Origin of the sequence: Photobacterium obscurum, assembly GCF_026191635.1 — a bacterium.
GTDB lineage: Bacteria > Pseudomonadota > Gammaproteobacteria > Enterobacterales > Vibrionaceae > Photobacterium > Photobacterium obscurum.
This window is the reverse complement of the sequence record NZ_JAKRRW010000009.1, coordinates 131389-149030: the sequence shown is the minus strand read 5'-3', so window position 1 is coordinate 149030 and position 17642 is coordinate 131389. Positions and strand designations below refer to the sequence as shown.

At 46.1% G+C, this 17642-nt stretch carries 17 protein-coding genes; 7 read left to right on the top strand and 10 right to left on the bottom strand.

The window, feature by feature from the left end; genetic code table 11:
* Nucleotides 1-40: 40 nt before the first annotated feature.
* From btuC to pheS, 5 genes are all read right to left on the bottom strand, one after another.
* Nucleotides 41-1033 (bottom strand): vitamin B12 ABC transporter permease BtuC, encoded by a 993-nt coding sequence (gene btuC, locus MD588_RS13430; protein WP_265697843.1) that lies wholly within the window; start codon nucleotides 1031-1033, stop codon nucleotides 41-43.
* A gap of 124 nt (nucleotides 1034-1157) precedes the next feature.
* On the bottom strand, nucleotides 1158-2204 hold the full coding sequence (locus tag MD588_RS13425) for a succinylglutamate desuccinylase (protein ID WP_265697842.1): 1047 nt from the start codon (nucleotides 2202-2204) through the stop codon (nucleotides 1158-1160).
* 366 nt (nucleotides 2205-2570) lie between these two features.
* Nucleotides 2571-2867: an integration host factor subunit alpha gene (gene ihfA / locus MD588_RS13420; RefSeq protein ID WP_075763434.1), complete on the bottom strand. Its 297-nt coding sequence runs from the start codon at nucleotides 2865-2867 to the stop codon at nucleotides 2571-2573.
* Between the two features lie 476 nt (nucleotides 2868-3343).
* On the bottom strand, nucleotides 3344-5731 hold the full coding sequence (gene pheT, locus MD588_RS13415) for a phenylalanine--tRNA ligase subunit beta (RefSeq protein WP_265697840.1): 2388 nt from the start codon (nucleotides 5729-5731) through the stop codon (nucleotides 3344-3346).
* An 18-nt stretch (nucleotides 5732-5749) separates the two neighbouring features.
* Nucleotides 5750-6733, bottom strand: a complete 984-nt coding sequence (pheS, locus tag MD588_RS13410) for a phenylalanine--tRNA ligase subunit alpha (RefSeq protein WP_265697911.1) — start codon at nucleotides 6731-6733, stop codon at nucleotides 5750-5752.
* Between the two features lie 373 nt (nucleotides 6734-7106).
* Between pheS and MD588_RS13405 the strand changes: the two genes are divergently transcribed.
* The 4 genes from MD588_RS13405 to MD588_RS13390 all read left to right on the top strand — a co-directional run bounded on the left by MD588_RS13405 (nucleotide 7107) and on the right by MD588_RS13390 (nucleotide 10474).
* A complete protein-coding gene (locus MD588_RS13405) occupies nucleotides 7107-7925 on the top strand; it encodes a helix-turn-helix domain-containing protein (RefSeq protein WP_265697839.1) in 819 nt (272 codons plus the stop codon).
* Between the two features lie 65 nt (nucleotides 7926-7990).
* Entirely contained in the window at nucleotides 7991-9475 is a 1485-nt protein-coding gene (locus MD588_RS13400; RefSeq protein WP_265697838.1) for an acyltransferase family protein, read from the top strand.
* A 242-nt stretch (nucleotides 9476-9717) separates the two neighbouring features.
* On the top strand, nucleotides 9718-9978 hold the full coding sequence (locus tag MD588_RS13395) for a YiaA/YiaB family inner membrane protein (RefSeq protein ID WP_265697837.1): 261 nt from the start codon (nucleotides 9718-9720) through the stop codon (nucleotides 9976-9978).
* Nucleotide 9979: 1 nt separating this feature from the next.
* Complete coding sequence (locus tag MD588_RS13390; RefSeq protein WP_265697836.1) at nucleotides 9980-10474, top strand: hypothetical protein; 495 nt, start codon at nucleotides 9980-9982, stop codon at nucleotides 10472-10474.
* Nucleotides 10475-10545: 71 nt separating this feature from the next.
* Here the strand turns inward: MD588_RS13390 and rplT are convergent, their stop codons facing one another.
* The 5 genes from rplT to yqfB all read right to left on the bottom strand — a co-directional run bounded on the left by rplT (nucleotide 10546) and on the right by yqfB (nucleotide 14230).
* Nucleotides 10546-10899 (bottom strand): 50S ribosomal protein L20, encoded by a 354-nt coding sequence (gene rplT, locus MD588_RS13385; protein WP_048897216.1) that lies wholly within the window; start codon nucleotides 10897-10899, stop codon nucleotides 10546-10548.
* Nucleotides 10900-10940: 41 nt separating this feature from the next.
* Nucleotides 10941-11135, bottom strand: a complete 195-nt coding sequence (rpmI, locus tag MD588_RS13380) for a 50S ribosomal protein L35 (protein WP_007469870.1) — start codon at nucleotides 11133-11135, stop codon at nucleotides 10941-10943.
* Nucleotides 11136-11231: 96 nt separating this feature from the next.
* Nucleotides 11232-11783 carry a translation initiation factor IF-3 gene (gene infC, locus MD588_RS13375; RefSeq protein WP_265697910.1) on the bottom strand — a complete coding sequence of 184 codons (552 nt, stop codon included), beginning with the start codon at nucleotides 11781-11783 and terminating at the stop codon, nucleotides 11232-11234.
* Nucleotides 11784-11786: 3 nt separating this feature from the next.
* Nucleotides 11787-13715: a threonine--tRNA ligase gene (gene thrS / locus MD588_RS13370; RefSeq protein ID WP_265697835.1), complete on the bottom strand. Its 1929-nt coding sequence runs from the start codon at nucleotides 13713-13715 to the stop codon at nucleotides 11787-11789.
* A gap of 185 nt (nucleotides 13716-13900) precedes the next feature.
* Entirely contained in the window at nucleotides 13901-14230 is a 330-nt protein-coding gene (yqfB, locus tag MD588_RS13365) for a N(4)-acetylcytidine aminohydrolase (protein WP_265697908.1), read from the bottom strand.
* A 159-nt stretch (nucleotides 14231-14389) separates the two neighbouring features.
* Between yqfB and hutC the strand changes: the two genes are divergently transcribed.
* From hutC to hutG, 3 genes are all read left to right on the top strand, one after another.
* Entirely contained in the window at nucleotides 14390-15094 is a 705-nt protein-coding gene (gene hutC, locus MD588_RS13360) for a histidine utilization repressor (RefSeq protein WP_265697834.1), read from the top strand.
* A gap of 281 nt (nucleotides 15095-15375) precedes the next feature.
* Nucleotides 15376-16608: an imidazolonepropionase gene (gene hutI / locus MD588_RS13355; RefSeq protein ID WP_265697832.1), complete on the top strand. Its 1233-nt coding sequence runs from the start codon at nucleotides 15376-15378 to the stop codon at nucleotides 16606-16608.
* A complete protein-coding gene (gene hutG / locus MD588_RS13350; protein ID WP_265697830.1) occupies nucleotides 16598-17623 on the top strand; it encodes a formimidoylglutamase in 1026 nt (341 codons plus the stop codon). The genes hutI and hutG overlap by 11 nt, the downstream gene beginning before the upstream one ends.
* Nucleotides 17624-17642 lie beyond the last annotated feature (19 nt).

The window sequence follows — 17642 nt, the reverse complement described above, 5'->3', positions numbered from 1 at the left end:
TTTAATTACATGGTTCATTGCTAGTCTATTTCACTACCGTTTAGTCTATTTGTGAACGCAATAGCATCCAGATAAAGATAGGGGCACCAATACTGGTGATCACCACCCCAACCGGCAGCTCTGCCGAAGGTAAGATAACCCTAGACAGGGTATCTGCAATGGCAAGCAGCAGTGCGCCACACATTGCCGACAACGGGAGCAAAAACCGATTCTCCGTGCCAAGCGCCAGGCGCAATAAGTGAGGGATCACCAAGCCAATAAAGCCAATAACGCCACCGAGCGCCACCGAAGCTCCAACCAACAGGGAAACAATCAGAATCAAACGCCAACGAAAAGCTGCAACATCAAGCCCCAGCTGTTTGGCCTGCCCCTCGCCCAACATCAGTAAATCCAGTTTCTTACCTTGGGTACACAACCATGCCAGTACCGGCATCACGACTAGCAAAAGGGACAACTGACTCCAACTCACGCCGCCTACACTGCCCATCAGCCAATACATCAATTGGCGCAAATTCAGATCATCACTAAAATAAAATGCCCAGGTAACAACAGCACCGGACAAAATGCCCAGTGCGACGCCTATCAATAGTAAGCGTGCTGTTGAGACTTTGCGCCGTCGAGATAGGCCAACGAGGATCAAAGTAAATGCCAAGGCACCGAACATCGCTGCAAGCATGGTTATCATCGGACTAGGGACAAAAGGCAAAACAAATAAGAGTATAACTAAAGCGAGACTTGCCCCGCCAGATATCCCCAATACGCCGGGTTCGGCAAGTGGATTACCAAGCAGTACCTGTAGAACAGCACCGGAAGTTGCCAGTGAAGCACCTATCGCAAGAGCTGCCAGTAAACGGGGCATACGCAATTGCAACAGCAACTGTTGCTCCAACGCACTATCGGGCGCCCATGGCCAGATAAAGAGTTCGCCCACCGCGAGAGAGAAGAAACAAGATACCAACACGGCACCAGAAATCAGGATAAAACTAAACTTCCACCTTGCCTGCTGGCGTAAAATAAGATCGTTTAAATGCATGGGTCGAATACGGTAAAAAGAGAGCGTTTACAATACCTTCTCATTCAATGAATGAAAAGGAGGCACGACAAAGAATACGATAGCCAATTAGCAAATCGCTCTCTTTTCGACAATTCAAACCCAATTAGGGTTTTACCGTTACCTGTTCGGCAAAATTAACCGCTGTTTTTCTCACCAACAGGCAAGCCCGCTGCCCAATAGCAACATTAGGATTCGGGAAAACAACGGCTTCACCGCCTTCCAAAGAAAAATACTCGACGCCTTCATCACTGCCTAACAGTTTACCCTGCTCAAAAAAAGTAAAGTTGGCCTGGTTATCCGGAAACGTAAACTGAAACGCCTCAGTCTGCTTGGTTAAGGTTCTCGTCACTTTATAGACGTTCAATTTATCACCATGCCATTCCAGAGCCAGTTCCGGCTCAATAACTAATGCCAACATGGCAGTATTAAATGATTCCAGCAAAGACAAATCATTCTTACCAAATGGGGCAACTTTCCCGAGTTCCATCGTCAGGGCTTGCGCACCAAAGTTCTCGGCACTATACCAACTGAAAGTCGGCGAAGCCGTACGTGATAATAGAACAGCTTCAATTTCTGCACGTTGCAGGAAGGCAAATAGTCGATTACTACGGGTTGGCTTCTCACTAAATGGGCTAACTGCAAAGGTATAATGCGCTGAGCCACGAATGGCACAATGAAGGTCAAGATGCCAACGATCTTTATTAATCGCCGTAGAGCCCGCATAGAAGCTATTTACCGCAGCTTGCAGTTGGTTTGCGACAATACAATCCACATTGCGTTCTTCATTGTGCCCGTTAAACAGCCGATTCATGTTCTCGTCAATAAACCGGGTATGGGCATTGATCGCTTCAGGATGGGCAATAATTAGCAATAGGCGATGTACCGGAACCAACTCACCTTTCAAAATCTTTTGAGCCAAGTTTTGTATCAGTTCGATCGGGCTGGTTTCATCACCATGTACCCCTGATGAAAGAATTATATCTTTTTCATTACCGCCCAGCTCTGCCGGTGTTATCTGAAGCACACCACGCATTATGAGCTGACAATGCACTCCGGTAGATACCTTCCACTCACCTAATTCACACGGTGAAGACAAATCACAAGTCGCTTTAAGAAACTCCCCATCTTTCACCTGTTGCAGTAACGCCATTTATAACCTCCGTGTCATTGCGATTAAACGGGTGAATTAAGCACGGCACATAGCTATTTAATCATTAGGAATCAAATTCAATGCGTGGAACCCACCACAAACCAATATACAAGCTAGCTACATATTTGTAACCATATTGTTTCAGAAGAAGATCGCAAAAAACAACAAAGACATAAGGTGCGAGGTGCGAGGTGCGAGGTGCGAGGTGCGAGGTGCGAGGTGCGAGGTGCGAGGAATTATTTATTACAGCGGAAAGGTCAAGTTCTGGGTTCTAATCATCCTAGAACCTTTTACCTGCTTGTAAAAAAACAAAACCCAAGTGAGTCTACACATCTCACTTGGGTTCTTTTTTCAGACTTAAAACTGTTACTTTTCGATTTCGATACTTTCTACGCGAGCTTTAAGTTTTTGACCTGGACGGAAAGTAACAACACGGCGGGCAGAAATTGGAATATCTTCACCTGTTTTAGGGTTTCTTCCTGGTCGCTCATTTTTGTCGCGCAGATCAAAGTTACCAAAACCTGATAGCTTCACCTGCTCGCCACTTTCAAGCGCCTTTCTAATTTCTTCAAAGAAGACTTCCACCGTATCCTTGGCGTCCCGTTTGCTTAATCCAACATTCTCAAACAGGTTCTCAGCCAAATCGGCTTTTGTGAGCGCCATAGATAACTCCCTCAAGACTATGTTGAATGGATAGTGGATACATAAGCAAGATATATCCACTGCTAAAAAATTCGTGTCAGATGTGAGCAACATGCAATCGCATCAATATGCATTCTAGGTAGCATGACAACAGCCCAACCTCAACTAGAGACAAGTTTAAGCCAACTTGCTGATTTCCGCCAACTTTTTTAAGTGAACTTATCGACAAATTATTGATTTATAGTCGCTGGCAACGACTTTTTAAATGCATCTTGTTGTGCTTGATTGACTAAAAACACAATAATAAACCCTGACAAATCATGGATATACAGAATAAGCCTCTACGTTGATACAAAGAAGCAGTAAATATCGCTAGCTATCAGAATGTTAGATAATTTTAGATATAGATCAAAAAAAAGCAGCCATTACTGGCTGCTTTCATAAAACAATGACTTAAATAGCAAAAAATTGCCTATTCGAGTCCTGCAGTGAATCTATTAGTCACGCAGAGTTGCACCGAAGCGCTCTGTAAGAACAGCAATGATACTCTCTACTGCACCAGAGATATCTGCGTCTTCAAGAGTACGCTCCGCTGATTGAAGAGTCAGAGCAATCGCTAGACTCTTCTGGCCATCTTCGATACCTTTACCGCGGTAAACGTCGAATAGGTTAACACCAGTTAGTAGCTCGCCACCATTTTCACGGCAGACTTCCACAACATCACCAGCGGCAACATCATCATTTACCACAACCGCGATATCACGACGGTTAGCAGGGAACTTAGAAACCGCTGCAGCTTCTGGCAATACGCGAGTATTAATCGCATCCCACTCGATTTCGAATACGATAGTACGACCATTTAGACCGAACTTACGCTCTAGCTCAGGGTGAACGGTACCAATAAAGCCAACTTCTTTGCCATCAACAACAATCGCTGCTGTCTGACCAGGGTGAAGTGCCGGGTGCTTCGCTGGTTTGAAACCAAATGCAACTTCGTTTGCAGTCAGTTCTAGTACCGCTTCTAGGTCACCCTTCAGGTCAAAGAAATCAACCGTGTTGGTGTCGATATCCCAATGTTCTTCGCTGCGCGCGCCCGCGATAACACCTGCAAGCATTGGCTCTTGGCGCATACCGTTTTCTGCAGTTTCGCAAGGAATGAAGCGTAGACCGTATTCGAACAGACGAACGCGTGGTTGCTGACGTTTCTGGTTGTGAACAACCGTATTCAATAGACCTTGGATTAGGCCAAGACGCATTGCTGACATATCTGCAGAAATTGGGAACGGCAGAATTAACGGCTCAACACCTGGAACGATCAGTTTTTGCTGCTCTGGCTCTACGAAGCTGTAAGTAATTGCTTCGTGGTAACCACGGTCAACCAGAAGATCACGTACGCGCTTAAGCGGCAGGTTCGCTTCTTTATGATCGTTCATCTTCAGTGCAGCAGCAGGCGACTGGTTTGGAATGTTGTTATAACCGTAGATACGGCCAACTTCTTCAATCAGGTCTTGCTCGATTGCAATATCAAAGCGCCATGTTGGCGCAGCTGCAGTCCAACCCTCTGCTGTTTTTTCAACAGTCAGGCCTAGACGCTCAAGAATTTCAACAACATCTGCATCTGCGATATGGTGACCAAGCAGGTTGTCTAATTTAGTACGACGCAGTTCAACGTTGTTCGGCTTAGGCAGATCCGCTTCTGACTCTACAGTCACAACCGGCGCAACTTCACCACCACAAATTTCAACGATCAGCTGAGTTGCACGCTCCATTGCACTTGCCTGCAGCGCATAGTCCACGCCACGCTCGAAACGCATTGAAGAATCTGTGTGCAAGCCATAGCTACGCGCACGTCCACGAATATGGTCAGGTGCAAAAAAAGCACATTCCAGCATGATATCTGTTGTACCAGCCATAACACCAGACAGCTCGCCACCGAAGATACCAGCGATCGCCAGCGGTTTATTGTGGTCAGCAACAACTAGCGTATCTGCGTTTAGTTCAACTTCCGTACCGTCCAGAAGAGTAAGCTTCTCGCCCTGCTCCGCCATACGAACAACGATACCGCCGCCGATCTTAGAAAGATCGAATGCGTGCATTGGCTGGCCTTGCTCAAGTAGAACGTAGTTAGTGATGTCTACAACAGGATCGATAGAGCGGATACCACAACGACGCAGCTTCTCTTGCATCCATAGTGGAGTTTCAGCCTTAACGTTTACATTGCGAACAACACGACCAAGGTAACGAGGACAAGCTTCTGACGCTTTAACTTCGATAGATACAGTATCTTCAATTGAAGCCGCAACCGCCTCAACGGTTGGCTCGGTAACGTCAGCACGGTTTAGGACACCAACTTCACGAGCAAGACCACGAATGCTGAAACAGTCAGCACGGTTCGCTGTTAGATCTACGTCTACTGTTACGTCGTCAAGACCTAGGAATTCGCGGAAATCAGTACCAAGTACAGCGTCTTCAGCTAGTTCCATGATGCCGTCTGACTCAACGTCAATACCTAGCTCTGTGAAAGAACACAGCATGCCGTGAGATGGCTGACCACGTAGTTTAGCTTTCTTGATTTTGAAATCGCCTGGTAGCACTGCACCGACAGTCGCGACTGCAACCTTCAGACCTTGACGGCAGTTTGGCGCACCGCAAACGATGTCTAGAAGTTCTTCTTCACCAACATCCACTTTGGTTACGCGTAGTTTGTCTGCATCTGGGTGCTGACCACATTCAACAACTTGACCGACTTTAACGCCAGTAAATGAACCCGCCACAGGCAGTACATCATCTACCTCTAGGCCAGCCATTGTAATTTGATGAGTTAGTTCGTCAGTAGTAACCGCAGGGTTAACCCACTCACGAAGCCATGATTCGCTGAATTTCATTGTGATTAATCCTCTGGATTACTTGAACTGGTTTAGGAAACGAAGATCGTTCTCGAAGAACGCACGTAGGTCGTTTACGCCATAACGAAGCATAGTCAGACGCTCGACGCCCATACCAAATGCAAAACCAGAGTATTTCTCAGGATCAATACCTACGCTGCGTAGTACGTTCGGGTGAACCATACCGCAACCTAGTACTTCCAACCATTTACCATTCTTGCCTTTAACATCTACTTCTGCAGACGGTTCAGTGAATGGGAAGTAAGATGGACGGAAACGCACTTCCACTTCTTCTTCAAAGAAATTACACAGGAAGTCGTGAAGAATGCCTTTTAGCTGTGCAAAGTTAACATTCTCGTCAACTAGCATACCTTCCACTTGGTGGAACATTGGCGTGTGTGTTTGGTCGTAATCGTTACGGTAAACACGGCCAGGTGCGATAAAGCGCAGCGGTGGCTGACTCTCTTCCATTGTGCGGATCTGAACACCAGATGTGTGCGTACGCAGCATCAAATCCGGGTTAAAGAAGAAAGTATCGTGATCCGTACGTGCTGGGTGATCTTCAGCAATATTCAATGCATCGAAGTTGTGGAAAGCATCTTCGATTTCTGGGCCAGCTTCGGTTGTAAAACCAAGCTCACCAAAGAAACTTTCAATACGTTCGATCGTACGAGTAACAGGGTGTAAACCACCGTTCTCGATACGGCGACCAGGAAGAGAAACATCAATCGTTTCAGCTGCTAGCTTAGCTTCCAGCTCTGCACGTTGTAGAGCGTCTTTACGCTCTACTAATAGCGCTTGTACAGCTTGCTTCGCTTTGTTGATCTCTTGACCCGCAGTGCGACGCTCTTCTGGTGGTAATTTACCTAGTTGCTGTAGTTGAAGGGTTAAGTGGCCCTTTTTACCTAGGTACTGAACTCGGACTTCGTCCAGAGCGACTAATGAATCAGCCTGCTCAATAGCTGCCGTTGCGTTGGCAATAATCTCGTCTAGATGTTGCATCATTTCCTCATCCACCCACAGGTGGCGTCCATAAGGGAGATATAAATTCGCGTAACGATACATACTAAAGAAACATACGTGTAAATCCAAATCGAATCGCACTAAAAAAGGGGAATTGAACGAAAAAAAACCGTCTTTAACTGGAGTTAGAAAAAATAGCGTAAGTATCTGCGTATTCTGAGAGAACTCGACAGATTGGCACCTGAGCCTGGGCAGCAATCAGGCCAATCGCACTTAGCATGTCAAAGCATCCATTTCTCGAGTCAAAACGAAATATCGAATGAAACCGATTGAAACTGACTTTTTACTAAAGACGAATCAATTTATACGCGCTTAAATGCTTATGAGAAAATCATTCATAACTATAGGCGATATGAACCATCCTACCGGAAGAAAATCTCCGTTTTACCAACCGTTACATTGCGGCGAAGGGATCCACCGACGCGCTCAGCCAGCTCCTGCGCTAAATAGTTATATAACTTACTACTGGGAAGTTATTATTCCTGAAGGACAATTTAACTATGTAGCCCTCCCCGACACCTGCCAACACCTGATAAGTTTAAGTGCGCCAAACTACTCTTTGGGCCAACTTTGCCTGCCATCGCTATTCCCACTTAAGCGGCAACTCTTTGGGCCAGCACGACTCTTCGGGATTAGTTTTAGGCCCGCGATGCGCCAAGTCTTTATTCCTGTCCAAGTTGAACATACGGAACAAATTCTCTCTTGGGCCGATTTATCAATACCGTCCTTAACCCAACTGGAAATAACACTCCGCAATGAGCCGGATTTCCATTCCAAAATACAGCTTGTCGAGCTATGGCTGCTTAAGCAGCTAGAACAACAAATTATCGATTACTCGCAAGGCCAGGCCCCACTTCATTGCGCAATCCAATCGATTCATCAGTCCCACGGTCAGCTTTCTCTAAGCGAGAAATGGGCAGCAGAACAGGGTGTTAGCAGTCGCCATTTACGTCGACTATTCCTTCACAACCTGGGGATGACCCCGAAGCAATACTCTGATGTGGTGCGGCTCCAATCCTGCATTCAACTCATTGATCATCAAGGCCTAAATGCCCTTTATCAATCACATGATTACTGCGATGAATCTCACCTTATTCGACAGTTTAAAAAATTCACGGGCGTAACACCCAGAAACTTCATCAATATGTCCGTTTTATCCAAGCTTAATTAAAGCGAACTATTTAACTTTACTAAAACCAATTTTCCCTTGTTTCGGGATGTATATAAGGAGAAAGCATGAAAAGGATTTACACCTTTGACAGCCTAAAACTTCTGTCAATTTTTGCCGTATTCGTTATTCACTACGGTATTTTCTATTATTTCGGTGGTATAGAACATAACTCGTACTATCTCAGCTTTAACATCGTGGCACGTTTCGCTGTGCCGGTATTTTTTGTTATAGCCGGTTTTCTTTACTATCACAAAGTCCAACAGGGCGGTTGGCCGTATACAAAAAAGTATCTCGGACAACTTGTGCTTATGTATGTCACTTGGACAATGATCTACTTAGTAGCCTTCGGTGTTGGTCGTAATTCTTGGCGCCCTTTCGACCTGTTAAACCTGTTATATTTTGGTACTTGGGGTGTAGAAATCCTTTGGTTCTTGGTCGCCTTGGCTATAGCTATCGGAACGCAGTATCTCGCTTTTCGTACTAATCAGACTAAAGCGCTTTTTGTATTAGCTTGCATACTTCACCTCGTGGGCTTGACGGGGCAAGGCTACCAAACACTCATTCCGCTCGGTTTATTCGACAGCGCTAACGAGTTCTTCAACCAATCACGAGATCCTCTCTTTTTTGCTCTATTCTATGTTTCGCTTGGTTACCAGCTAGCCCAACCCAAATGGCTTGAGTTAATTACAAAGTTGAAATGGCAACCTCTGCTTATCGCCTGCCTGATCTTTATGGCTTTATCAGCATGGGAAGGAATAACGTTGATCCAGTCGCACGGGTCAAAAATTGCGGATTATTACATCACTACTATCCCACTTACTTTGTCACTGATCTGCCTGGCAATCCGCTGGCCAAATACCGACAGACCAAGTGTATTTAGCCGACTCGGCATTCATAGCGGGGAACTCTATCTTAACCACGGTGTGGTTCAAATGATGCAGGGAACCATTTTTTGGATGATAGGTTATTATCGGGTTCCGGAGATGATGTCACAGCAAGCCAGCAATCTCTGGCTTCAAAGCCTACTCGTACCTTGTATGTTTTTACTAAATATTGGTTTATATCTCACAGTACGAAAAGTCTACCGCACCTTTATCGCTAGCAATATCATCAGTACATATCGAGAGTCAGCAATGATATTAAATGCCTTCTGGCTGTTATTTTTCACCATGCAGTCCTCTGAGCAAACCACACTGTTTGATGTGGAATCGCCTATGGCTATTATGGTAGCCATTGTCTGTGCAATCACAAGTTATGTCTTGGTATTGCATATTCTCAAGCAAATAAAAACTGGCATCATAGACATACTCAAACAACACCTGATAGTCGTAATGAGTACTTCGGTATTCTGGATTATGATGGCATATACAGGAGCACTAACCAGCCTATATCACGCTTACAACCCGGAACTTCCGGTTATCGAAAGCCTGTTAAAATCACCATTACTGCTCTATAGCCTGCTATACCTTATAACGATCGGACTTACCCTTGCCCTGCAAAGCCGAGTGTATCAAGCCAAACTCCCCCCCATCACTGCCGCTAGTCATTAAGCACTTTTATCGGGGCGCTTCCGTTGCGCCCTCTGATTAACACGAGGCCTTGTTCACGATAACCGATCAGTTAGCATCTTTTTTCTCTGCAATTGACATGTCTCTCACACGCAGCTAAAGCCTCCCCCACCGCAACTCTGACATCACTTCAGCTATTTTGTCCTTTTACATTGCAGAATATAGAGTTGTACTCTAAATTAATAAAACAACGTTCGATTGATTATTCTGACAGAGAGGTCTCTATGGGTTCGCAAGATAAATACTGGCTCAATTACGCCAAATTCACTTTCGTTATTGCCATCGCAGCAATGATCATCAGCATCGTCATGCTGCCCGGAGATCTCCTCGTTAAAGGCTACTACAGTATCTGCAGCTTATTCTTGGTCAGTGCAACAATCACACTAAGCAAGGCCGTTCGTGATGAAGCCGAGTCCAAAAAGCTTTTGCAAAAGCTAGAAGAAGCAAAGACTGCTCAGTTATTAACTGAACTTGAAGATCAGTAACGTGAATAACGCAGGTTTTGCTCATCAAACCCTTCTACTTCTGGCAAAACAGCTCAAGCTGTTGCAAGCGACCCAGGCGATCCTAGAAGGCCAAAAAGTGGCGTTCGCCCATAAACAACAGGCACTCTGCTCCTTACATGACAGTATCGAACAGAATATTAATACGATGATAAACAAACTGCCGGTTACGCAGCATAGCAATGCAGCAATATCAGCTCATGGTACCCAGCAGACGGAAAATGAAAGCGGCGAGTTTATCAACCTCATAAAACATAACTGGAAGGTAAAACTGGCGCAGACTCAGCTTGACGCAAGAATCTCTCGTGTGCACCGGCAAGATAAACGTATTAGAGAGGCGATTGATAAGGCACAGGCGTTATTAGCCAGTCTGGCAAAGAAGAGGGGGACTGGAGCCTTCAGCAGCTCACTTCAAGTAACTCTTGAGCTCTCAGTATTGAGGAATCAGTTATTGCTCAAGCAATATAATAGGCTCTAGGGTGTCCCTTGCAAACCACAATAAAAAAAAGGAGAGCCGAAGCTCTCCTTTTCCATCAAACTGGACTGAAATTACAGTGCAGCTTTCGCTTTTTCAACTAGTACTGTGAAAGTAGCTTTGTCGAATACTGCGATATCAGCAAGGATCTTACGATCGATTTCGATAGATGCTTTCTTAAGACCGTTGATTAGACGGCTGTAAGACATGCCATTCTGGCGTGCTGCAGCATTGATACGTGCAATCCAAAGTTGACGGAAAGTACGTTTCTTGTTGCGACGGTCACGGTAAGCGTATTGACCAGCTTTGGTAACTGCTTGGAAAGCTACGCGGTAAACACGTGAACGTGCACCGTAGTAACCTTTAGCTTGTTTAAGAACTTTCTTGTGACGTGCACGTGCTTGTACACCACGTTTTACGCGAGGCATAGGAGACTCCTAACTAAATTAAAATATAAAACTAAAAACTATTAAGCGAACGGAAGCATACGTGCAACTGCTGCTACTTCACATGCTGGAAGAATCGCATTTGGACGAAGCTGACGCTTGTTCTTAGTAGTACGTTTAGTAAGGATGTGACGCTTAGTCGCGTGCTTAAACTTAAAGCCACCAGCAGTTTTCTTGAAACGCTTAGCAGCACCTTTGTTGGATTTCATCTTTGGCATGATGAGACTCCGCATTGTTGATAGTTAATAAACATAGTAATCAGGCGAACAAAAAGCGCTGCCTAAGCAGCGCTTTTAGCTACTTGAATGCCGTAATTACTTCTTCTTTGGAGCAAGCATCATCGTCATTTGGCGACCTTCAACTCGGTTCGGGAAGCTCTCGCAGACCGCTAGGTCTTCAAGCTCTTTCTTAATACGATTTAGAAGTTCAATACCAAGATTCTGATGGGCCATTTCACGACCACGGAAACGTAGTGTGACTTTACCCTTGTTGCCCTCTTCTAAAAAGCGAGTCAGGTTGCGCAGTTTTACCTGATAATCGCCTTCGTCTGTACCAGGTCGGAATTTAACTTCCTTGATCTGGATTTGTTTCTGCTTTTTCTTTTGCTCTTTAGCAGCCTTGCTCTTTTCGAACAGGTACTTGCCATAGTCCATCACACGACAAACTGGTGGCTCGGCATTCGGGCTGATTTCAACTAAATCCACGCCAGCTTCATTAGCAGCACGCATTGCTTCTTCGATAGAAACAACACCGATTGATTCGCCATCAATCCCCGTTAAACGCACTTCGTTAACACCGCGGATTTCGCCGTTTAGACGATGCGCATTTTGTTTAACTGGTGCTTGAGTTCTTCTTCCGCCTTTAATACCTTATTCCTCCACAACATTGAGCTTGCGACTGCTAACTTCCTGCTGCAAATAAGCAACAAGTTCGTCAATCTTAAATTTACCCAAATCTTTACCCTTGCGAGTACGAACTGCAATCTCACCTGCTTCAACTTCTTTGTCGCCGCAGACAAGCATGTAAGGCACTCGCTTCAAAGTATGTTCGCGGATTTTAAAGCCAATCTTCTCATTTCTCAAGTCCGCATTGACTCTAAATCCACTTTTTTGCAGTTTTTCTACTACTTCTTGTACATATTCTGACTGACTGTCAGTAATATTCATCACTACAGCTTGCTGAGGCGCCAACCATGTTGGGAAGAAGCCTGCGTATTCTTCAATAAGAATACCGATAAATCGCTCTAGTGAACCAAGAATAGCACGGTGAATCATAACCGGTGTATGACGTTCGTTGTCTTCACCTACGTATGTTGCACCCAAACGCTCAGGTAGAGCAAAGTCTAGCTGAACAGTACCACACTGCCAAGCACGATCTAGGCAGTCATGTAGCGTAAACTCGATCTTAGGACCGTAGAATGCGCCCTCACCCTCTTGAATCTCGTATGGAATGCTCATTGACTCTAGTGCAAGCTTAAGGTCAGATTCTGCCTTATCCCACATTTCATCAGAACCCACACGTTTTTCTGGGCGAGTAGATAGCTTAACGACAATCTCGTTGAAGCCAAATGTCTGATAAGTATCATAAACCATTTTAATGCAAGATGTAACCTCTTCTTGCACCTGGCCTTCTGTACAGAAGATATGGGCATCATCCTGAGTAAAGCCACGTACACGCATTAGGCCATGCAGTGCACCTGATGGTTCATTACGGTGACAACAACCAAACTCCGCCATACGCAGTGGTAGATCACGGTAAGACTTCAAGCCTTGGTTGAAGATCTGAACGTGACCAGGACAGTTCATCGGCTTAACAGCATACTCACGGTTCTCTGAAGAAGTCGTGAACATGTTCTCAGCATATTTATCCCAGTGACCAGAGCGTTCCCAAAGAACGCGGTCCATCATTAGCGGGCCTTTTACTTCCTGGTAGCCGTATTCGTTTAGCTTGTCGCGAACGAACACTTCTAGCTCACGGAAAATAGTCCAGCCATTATGGTGCCAGAACACCATACCTGGTGCTTCTTGCTGCATGTGGTACAGATCAAGTTGCTTGCCAAGTTTACGGTGGTCACGCTTCGCCGCTTCTTCAAGACGCGTTAGGTGTGCTTTAAGCGCTTTCTTATCTGTAAAAGCAGTACCGTAGATACGCTGAAGCATCTTGTTGTCGCTGTTACCACGCCAGTACGCACCCGCAACGTTCAGCAGTTTAAAGTGCTGACAGAAGCTCATGTTCGGAACGTGTGGACCACGACACATGTCGATGTATTCTTCGTGGTGGTACAGACCCGGACGATCATCGCGAGAAACATTCTCGTCAAGGATCTCCATTTTGTAGGTTTCGCCACGTGATTCAAACGCATCACGTGCTTCCTGCCAGCTAACTTTCTTCTTGATAACCTGGTACTTGGTCTTAGCCAGTTGAACCATGCGCTTTTCAATCACTTCCAAATCTTCTTGGGTTAGTGATTGCTCAAGATCGATGTCGTAGTAGAAACCGTTGTCAATCGTTGGACCGATTGCCATTTTAACATCAGGGTATAGCTGCTTGATGGCATGACCTAGAAGGTGGGCACAAGAGTGACGGATGATTTCCAGACCGTCTTCGTCTTTTGCTGTGATGATTTCTAGGCTAGCGTCATTTTCAATCAAATCACAAGCATCAACACGCTCACCGTCAACACGACCAGCGATACATGCTTTCGCAAGACCCGGACCAATTGATAGTGCAACATCCATAGTTGATACAGCTTCGTCGAATTGACGCTGACTGCCGTCAGGAAGAGTAATTACAGGCATGAATATGTCCTTTCACAGTGGTGCCACATACCAAGTAGCACATGTTGAATTAAAAAAGCTTAGAGAAACTTTTATGAAAAAATGCAGTTATTATATCGCTACCGCAATACTGAGCGGCATACCAATACAAAAACGATGTGCAAATATAGCAAACGCCCCTCACTGAATGCAAAGGCGCTGACAAATTAATTTTTTACCAGCGTAAAGCTCACGACAAACAGCTGCTGCAGGCCGGGATAAATTTCTTCAATCACCTCTCTCAGCTGAGGCAACGTCATATTTTCCTGCTCGGCGTGAAACTCACTAAGTTCATTAAGCAAAATAGGCTCGACACTCTTGATATCAAGCTTACAGAATTGACGCCCCTCCTCGAAGGTTACGACATTAACACGACTGCCAGGAACATAGTGACTTTCGGCCTCGTCACGAATCGTGATCGTTTTCATACCAGTAACAATGTCATGCTCGAAACGCTCAAAGAAACTCATCTCGGTAGGAACAGGTTTATTAACCATCATTTCACTCAACTTTGATAAATAAAGAGACTATATAGCAACAGTCATCTTATTGATATTGCCGCCATGGCGTAGTCATATCGACTTTAAAGATTCAATAACTTGAAATCGAGCCCAAAAGTTGCTTTCATTTGTATAGGCAATTATGGAATGACGTCAATGGCTCAGTCACCGCGCTACCTTCAGATTAAGCAATACCTAAACGATAAAATTCAATCTCGTACCTGGCCGCCCGGCTTTAGGATCCCGACCGAAATTGAACTCTCTGAACAGTTTTCCGTTAGCCGCATGACAGCGAATAAAGCCATCCGCGACCTTGTCAAAGATGGGCTCCTTGAGCGCACTCCTCGCCTTGGAACATTTGTGTGTCAGAAAAAAGCGGAGTCTCCGCTGATGGAGATCCGTAATATTGCCGCAGAAGTTAAAAACCGCGGACATGCCTACGCCACACAGGTAATTAGCCAGAGTACAGTTAAAGCGAATGACGATATCGCTCTGCAGCTTGGCGTGCGCCATGGCACCAATGTCTACTTCACCCAAATAGTGCATTACGAGAACGATACGCCTATTCAGCTTGAAGAGCGGTGGGTAAATCCTGATTTTGCCCCCGATTACATCGAACAGGACTTCACCCAGCAAACACCAAACGAATATTTGGTACAGACCTGCCCACTCAGTGATATCGAGCACACGGTAGAAGCGATCCTGCCGGCAAAGCGTATCTCCGACCTGTTAAAAATGAGAACTGGCTCCCCGTGTCTGCTGCTTAACCGCCGTACCTGGAGCGAGAAAAACCTTGTCAGTTCAGCCCTGCTCTATCATCCGGGTGATAAATATAAGTTGAGTTCGAGAAGTCGGGTTTAGGAGCGATAACCTAGGCCCTGCAAAGAAATTTCAAAAGCCTATGAGAAATGTCACGCTCTTGCTCTTCTCTAAAATCGGTTCTTCCAAGGACCGCTTTTCCTCTAAGAACTAGGATCTAGATTCCAATCCCCTCCGCTCCCCGATCAAGCACCAAGTTTTTAACCTCCGCCAGTTAATAATTACAATTCCGATCACATTTTCTTTACATACCACCTTGAGTTTCGCCTGATAATTGTCTATTTATTTGTATATACATAATCAACATTCAGAGAAGGACTTCCATGGATCGAGTACTGACGAATCTGAAAATGGTTACCATGCAGCCTGAGGCTGGTTATCAGGTCATTGAGGACGGGATGATTGGCATTGAGGGCGGTAAGATCATATTTGCCGGCAACGCTAGTCATGAAGACCTTCATGGTCATCCGGACGTCGTCGACTGCCATGGAGCATTAGTCACCCCTGGTTTAATTGATTGCCATACCCACCTCATATTCGCAGGCAACCGCGCCAAAGAATTCGAACAGCGCCTTAATGGCGTACCATACGAAGAGATAGCCAAAGCCGGAGGCGGCATTCTTGCAACAGTACGTGCTACTCGTGAAGCTTCGGAACATGAACTGTATGAACTGGCTCAGCAACGCCTACTAGGACTTAAGCAGGATGGTGTCACCACTGTCGAAATCAAATCCGGGTATGGCTTGACTCTGTCTGATGAACTAAAGATGCTTCGAGTCGCCCGGCGACTTGGCGAGTTAAATGATATCAAGATAACTACCACCCTCCTGGCAGCCCATGCCCTGCCACCAGAGTTCGCAGGCAGAGGTGATGAATACATTGACTTGGTTTGTGAGCAAATCATTCCTGCAGCAGCCGACGAAAAACTCGCAGATGCCGTTGATGTTTTCTGTGAAGGAATTGGTTTTAGCCCAGAACAATGCCAGCGCGTGTTCACAGCAGCCAAACAACACGGCCTGACAATCAAAGGACACACTGAACAGCTTTCTAATCTTGGTGGCAGTGCTCTGGCAGCACGGATGGGTGCAACTTCCGTCGACCATATAGAATACCTCGACAACGAAGGTGTTGCGGCATTGGCTGCATGTAACACAGTCGCGACACTGCTGCCCGGGGCTTTCTACTTCCTGCGTGAATCTCAGCAGCCCCCTATCGATCAGCTACGGCAACTGGATGTTCCGATCGCAATCGCCACCGATTTCAACCCGGGTACCTCACCAATTGCATCACTTCGAACCATGATGAACATGGGCTGCACGCTTTTCAGGCTAACACCTGAGGAATGCTTGCGTGGTGTCACTACCCATGCAGCTCAGGCACTGGGATTGCAAGAAACCCGAGGCCAAATTCAAATCGGGATGGATGCCGATCTTGCTATTTGGAACATCGAGAACCCCGCTGAACTGTCATATTGCCTCGGTGTACCTGACCTTGTCGCACGGGTTGTCGATGGTCACCTATTCCCTGCACACCAGGAGACAGCCAATGCCTATTGATATGAGTCCGTGGCAAGGACGAACCGATCCTGAAGACGGTGAGCTAGGCCTTCGCTGGCATCAGCAAGTGAAGCCAGCCGATCAAGCCAATGAAGGCGGTATTATGCTACTGGGTTTTGCCTGTGACGAAGGGGTGGCCCGCAACAAAGGCCGCACAGGCGCCTATGCAGCACCTGTTGCTATTCGTAAGGCGCTGGCCAATTTGGCCTGGCACCATACAGAGCCGGTTTATGATGGTGGGGATATCAGTTGCAATGACGGAAACCTTGAGCTTGCGCAGCATCGTTTAGGTGAAGATGTCAGCCGGGCGTTGCGCCAGCGCCACAAACTCATTGTTTTTGGCGGTGGTCACGAGGTTGCGTGGGGAACCTTCCAAGGTATCGGAAGCTATCTGGTACAGAAGCAGCATGTCGCTAATCCTGATGATGAATCTGTGACTGAACAAGCGGACCAACCTGCACCTAAGATTGGGATCATTAACTTCGATGCCCATTTTGACCTGCGCAATCCACCAGCCGGCCAGCAATCGGAAAAAGGCAGTTCAGGCACGCCCTTTCACCAGACCGCACGTTTTTGCGAGTTACAGAACTGGCCATTCAAATATGCCTGTCTTGGCTTGAGCCGTACCAGCAATACCCAAGCACTGTACGCGAAAGCCGATCGTCTCGGAGTGTATTACAAGGATGACACTGAGCTCACGCATCAGAATATGGAACAAGTGACCGCTGAGCTACAGGCCTTTATCGATCAATGTGATCATCTCTATCTCACCATTGATCTTGATGTCTTTCCCGCCGCCATCGCACCCGGTGTCAGTGCACCAGCTGCACGTGGCGTCCCTTACGATATTGTCGAGCACCTACTCCAACCTATTTTGGCAGCCAAAAACCAAGAAGGTGAATCAAAAATCTTGGTCGCCGATATGGCGGAGTATAACCCACGCTTTGATATCGATAACCAAACTGCACGGTTAGCCGCAAGGTTAGCCTGGACAATCGCCCGTTCCATTCGTTAATCCAAATAGGCACAGCAAG

Coding starts and splice junctions, on each gene's coding strand:
- MD588_RS13395 (WP_265697837.1), top strand. CDS start 9,718: ATGGGTTCGCAAGATAAATACTGGCTCAATTACGCCAAATTCACTTTC.
- pheS (WP_265697911.1), bottom strand. CDS start 6,733: ATGCAACATCTAGACGAGATTATTGCCAACGCAACGGCAGCTATTGAG.
- thrS (WP_265697835.1), bottom strand. CDS start 13,715: ATGCCTGTAATTACTCTTCCTGACGGCAGTCAGCGTCAATTCGACGAA.
- rplT (WP_048897216.1), bottom strand. CDS start 10,899: ATGCCTCGCGTAAAACGTGGTGTACAAGCACGTGCACGTCACAAGAAA.
- MD588_RS13400 (WP_265697838.1), top strand. CDS start 7,991: ATGAAAAGGATTTACACCTTTGACAGCCTAAAACTTCTGTCAATTTTT.
- btuC (WP_265697843.1), bottom strand. CDS start 1,033: ATGCATTTAAACGATCTTATTTTACGCCAGCAGGCAAGGTGGAAGTTT.
- yqfB (WP_265697908.1), bottom strand. CDS start 14,230: ATGGTTAATAAACCTGTTCCTACCGAGATGAGTTTCTTTGAGCGTTTC.
- hutI (WP_265697832.1), top strand. CDS start 15,376: ATGGATCGAGTACTGACGAATCTGAAAATGGTTACCATGCAGCCTGAG.
- hutG (WP_265697830.1), top strand. CDS start 16,598: ATGCCTATTGATATGAGTCCGTGGCAAGGACGAACCGATCCTGAAGAC.
- ihfA (WP_075763434.1), bottom strand. CDS start 2,867: ATGGCGCTCACAAAAGCCGATTTGGCTGAGAACCTGTTTGAGAATGTT.
- MD588_RS13425 (WP_265697842.1), bottom strand. CDS start 2,204: ATGGCGTTACTGCAACAGGTGAAAGATGGGGAGTTTCTTAAAGCGACT.
- pheT (WP_265697840.1), bottom strand. CDS start 5,731: ATGAAATTCAGCGAATCATGGCTTCGTGAGTGGGTTAACCCTGCGGTT.
- hutC (WP_265697834.1), top strand. CDS start 14,390: ATGGCTCAGTCACCGCGCTACCTTCAGATTAAGCAATACCTAAACGAT.
- MD588_RS13405 (WP_265697839.1), top strand. CDS start 7,107: ATGAACCATCCTACCGGAAGAAAATCTCCGTTTTACCAACCGTTACAT.
- rpmI (WP_007469870.1), bottom strand. CDS start 11,135: ATGCCAAAGATGAAATCCAACAAAGGTGCTGCTAAGCGTTTCAAGAAA.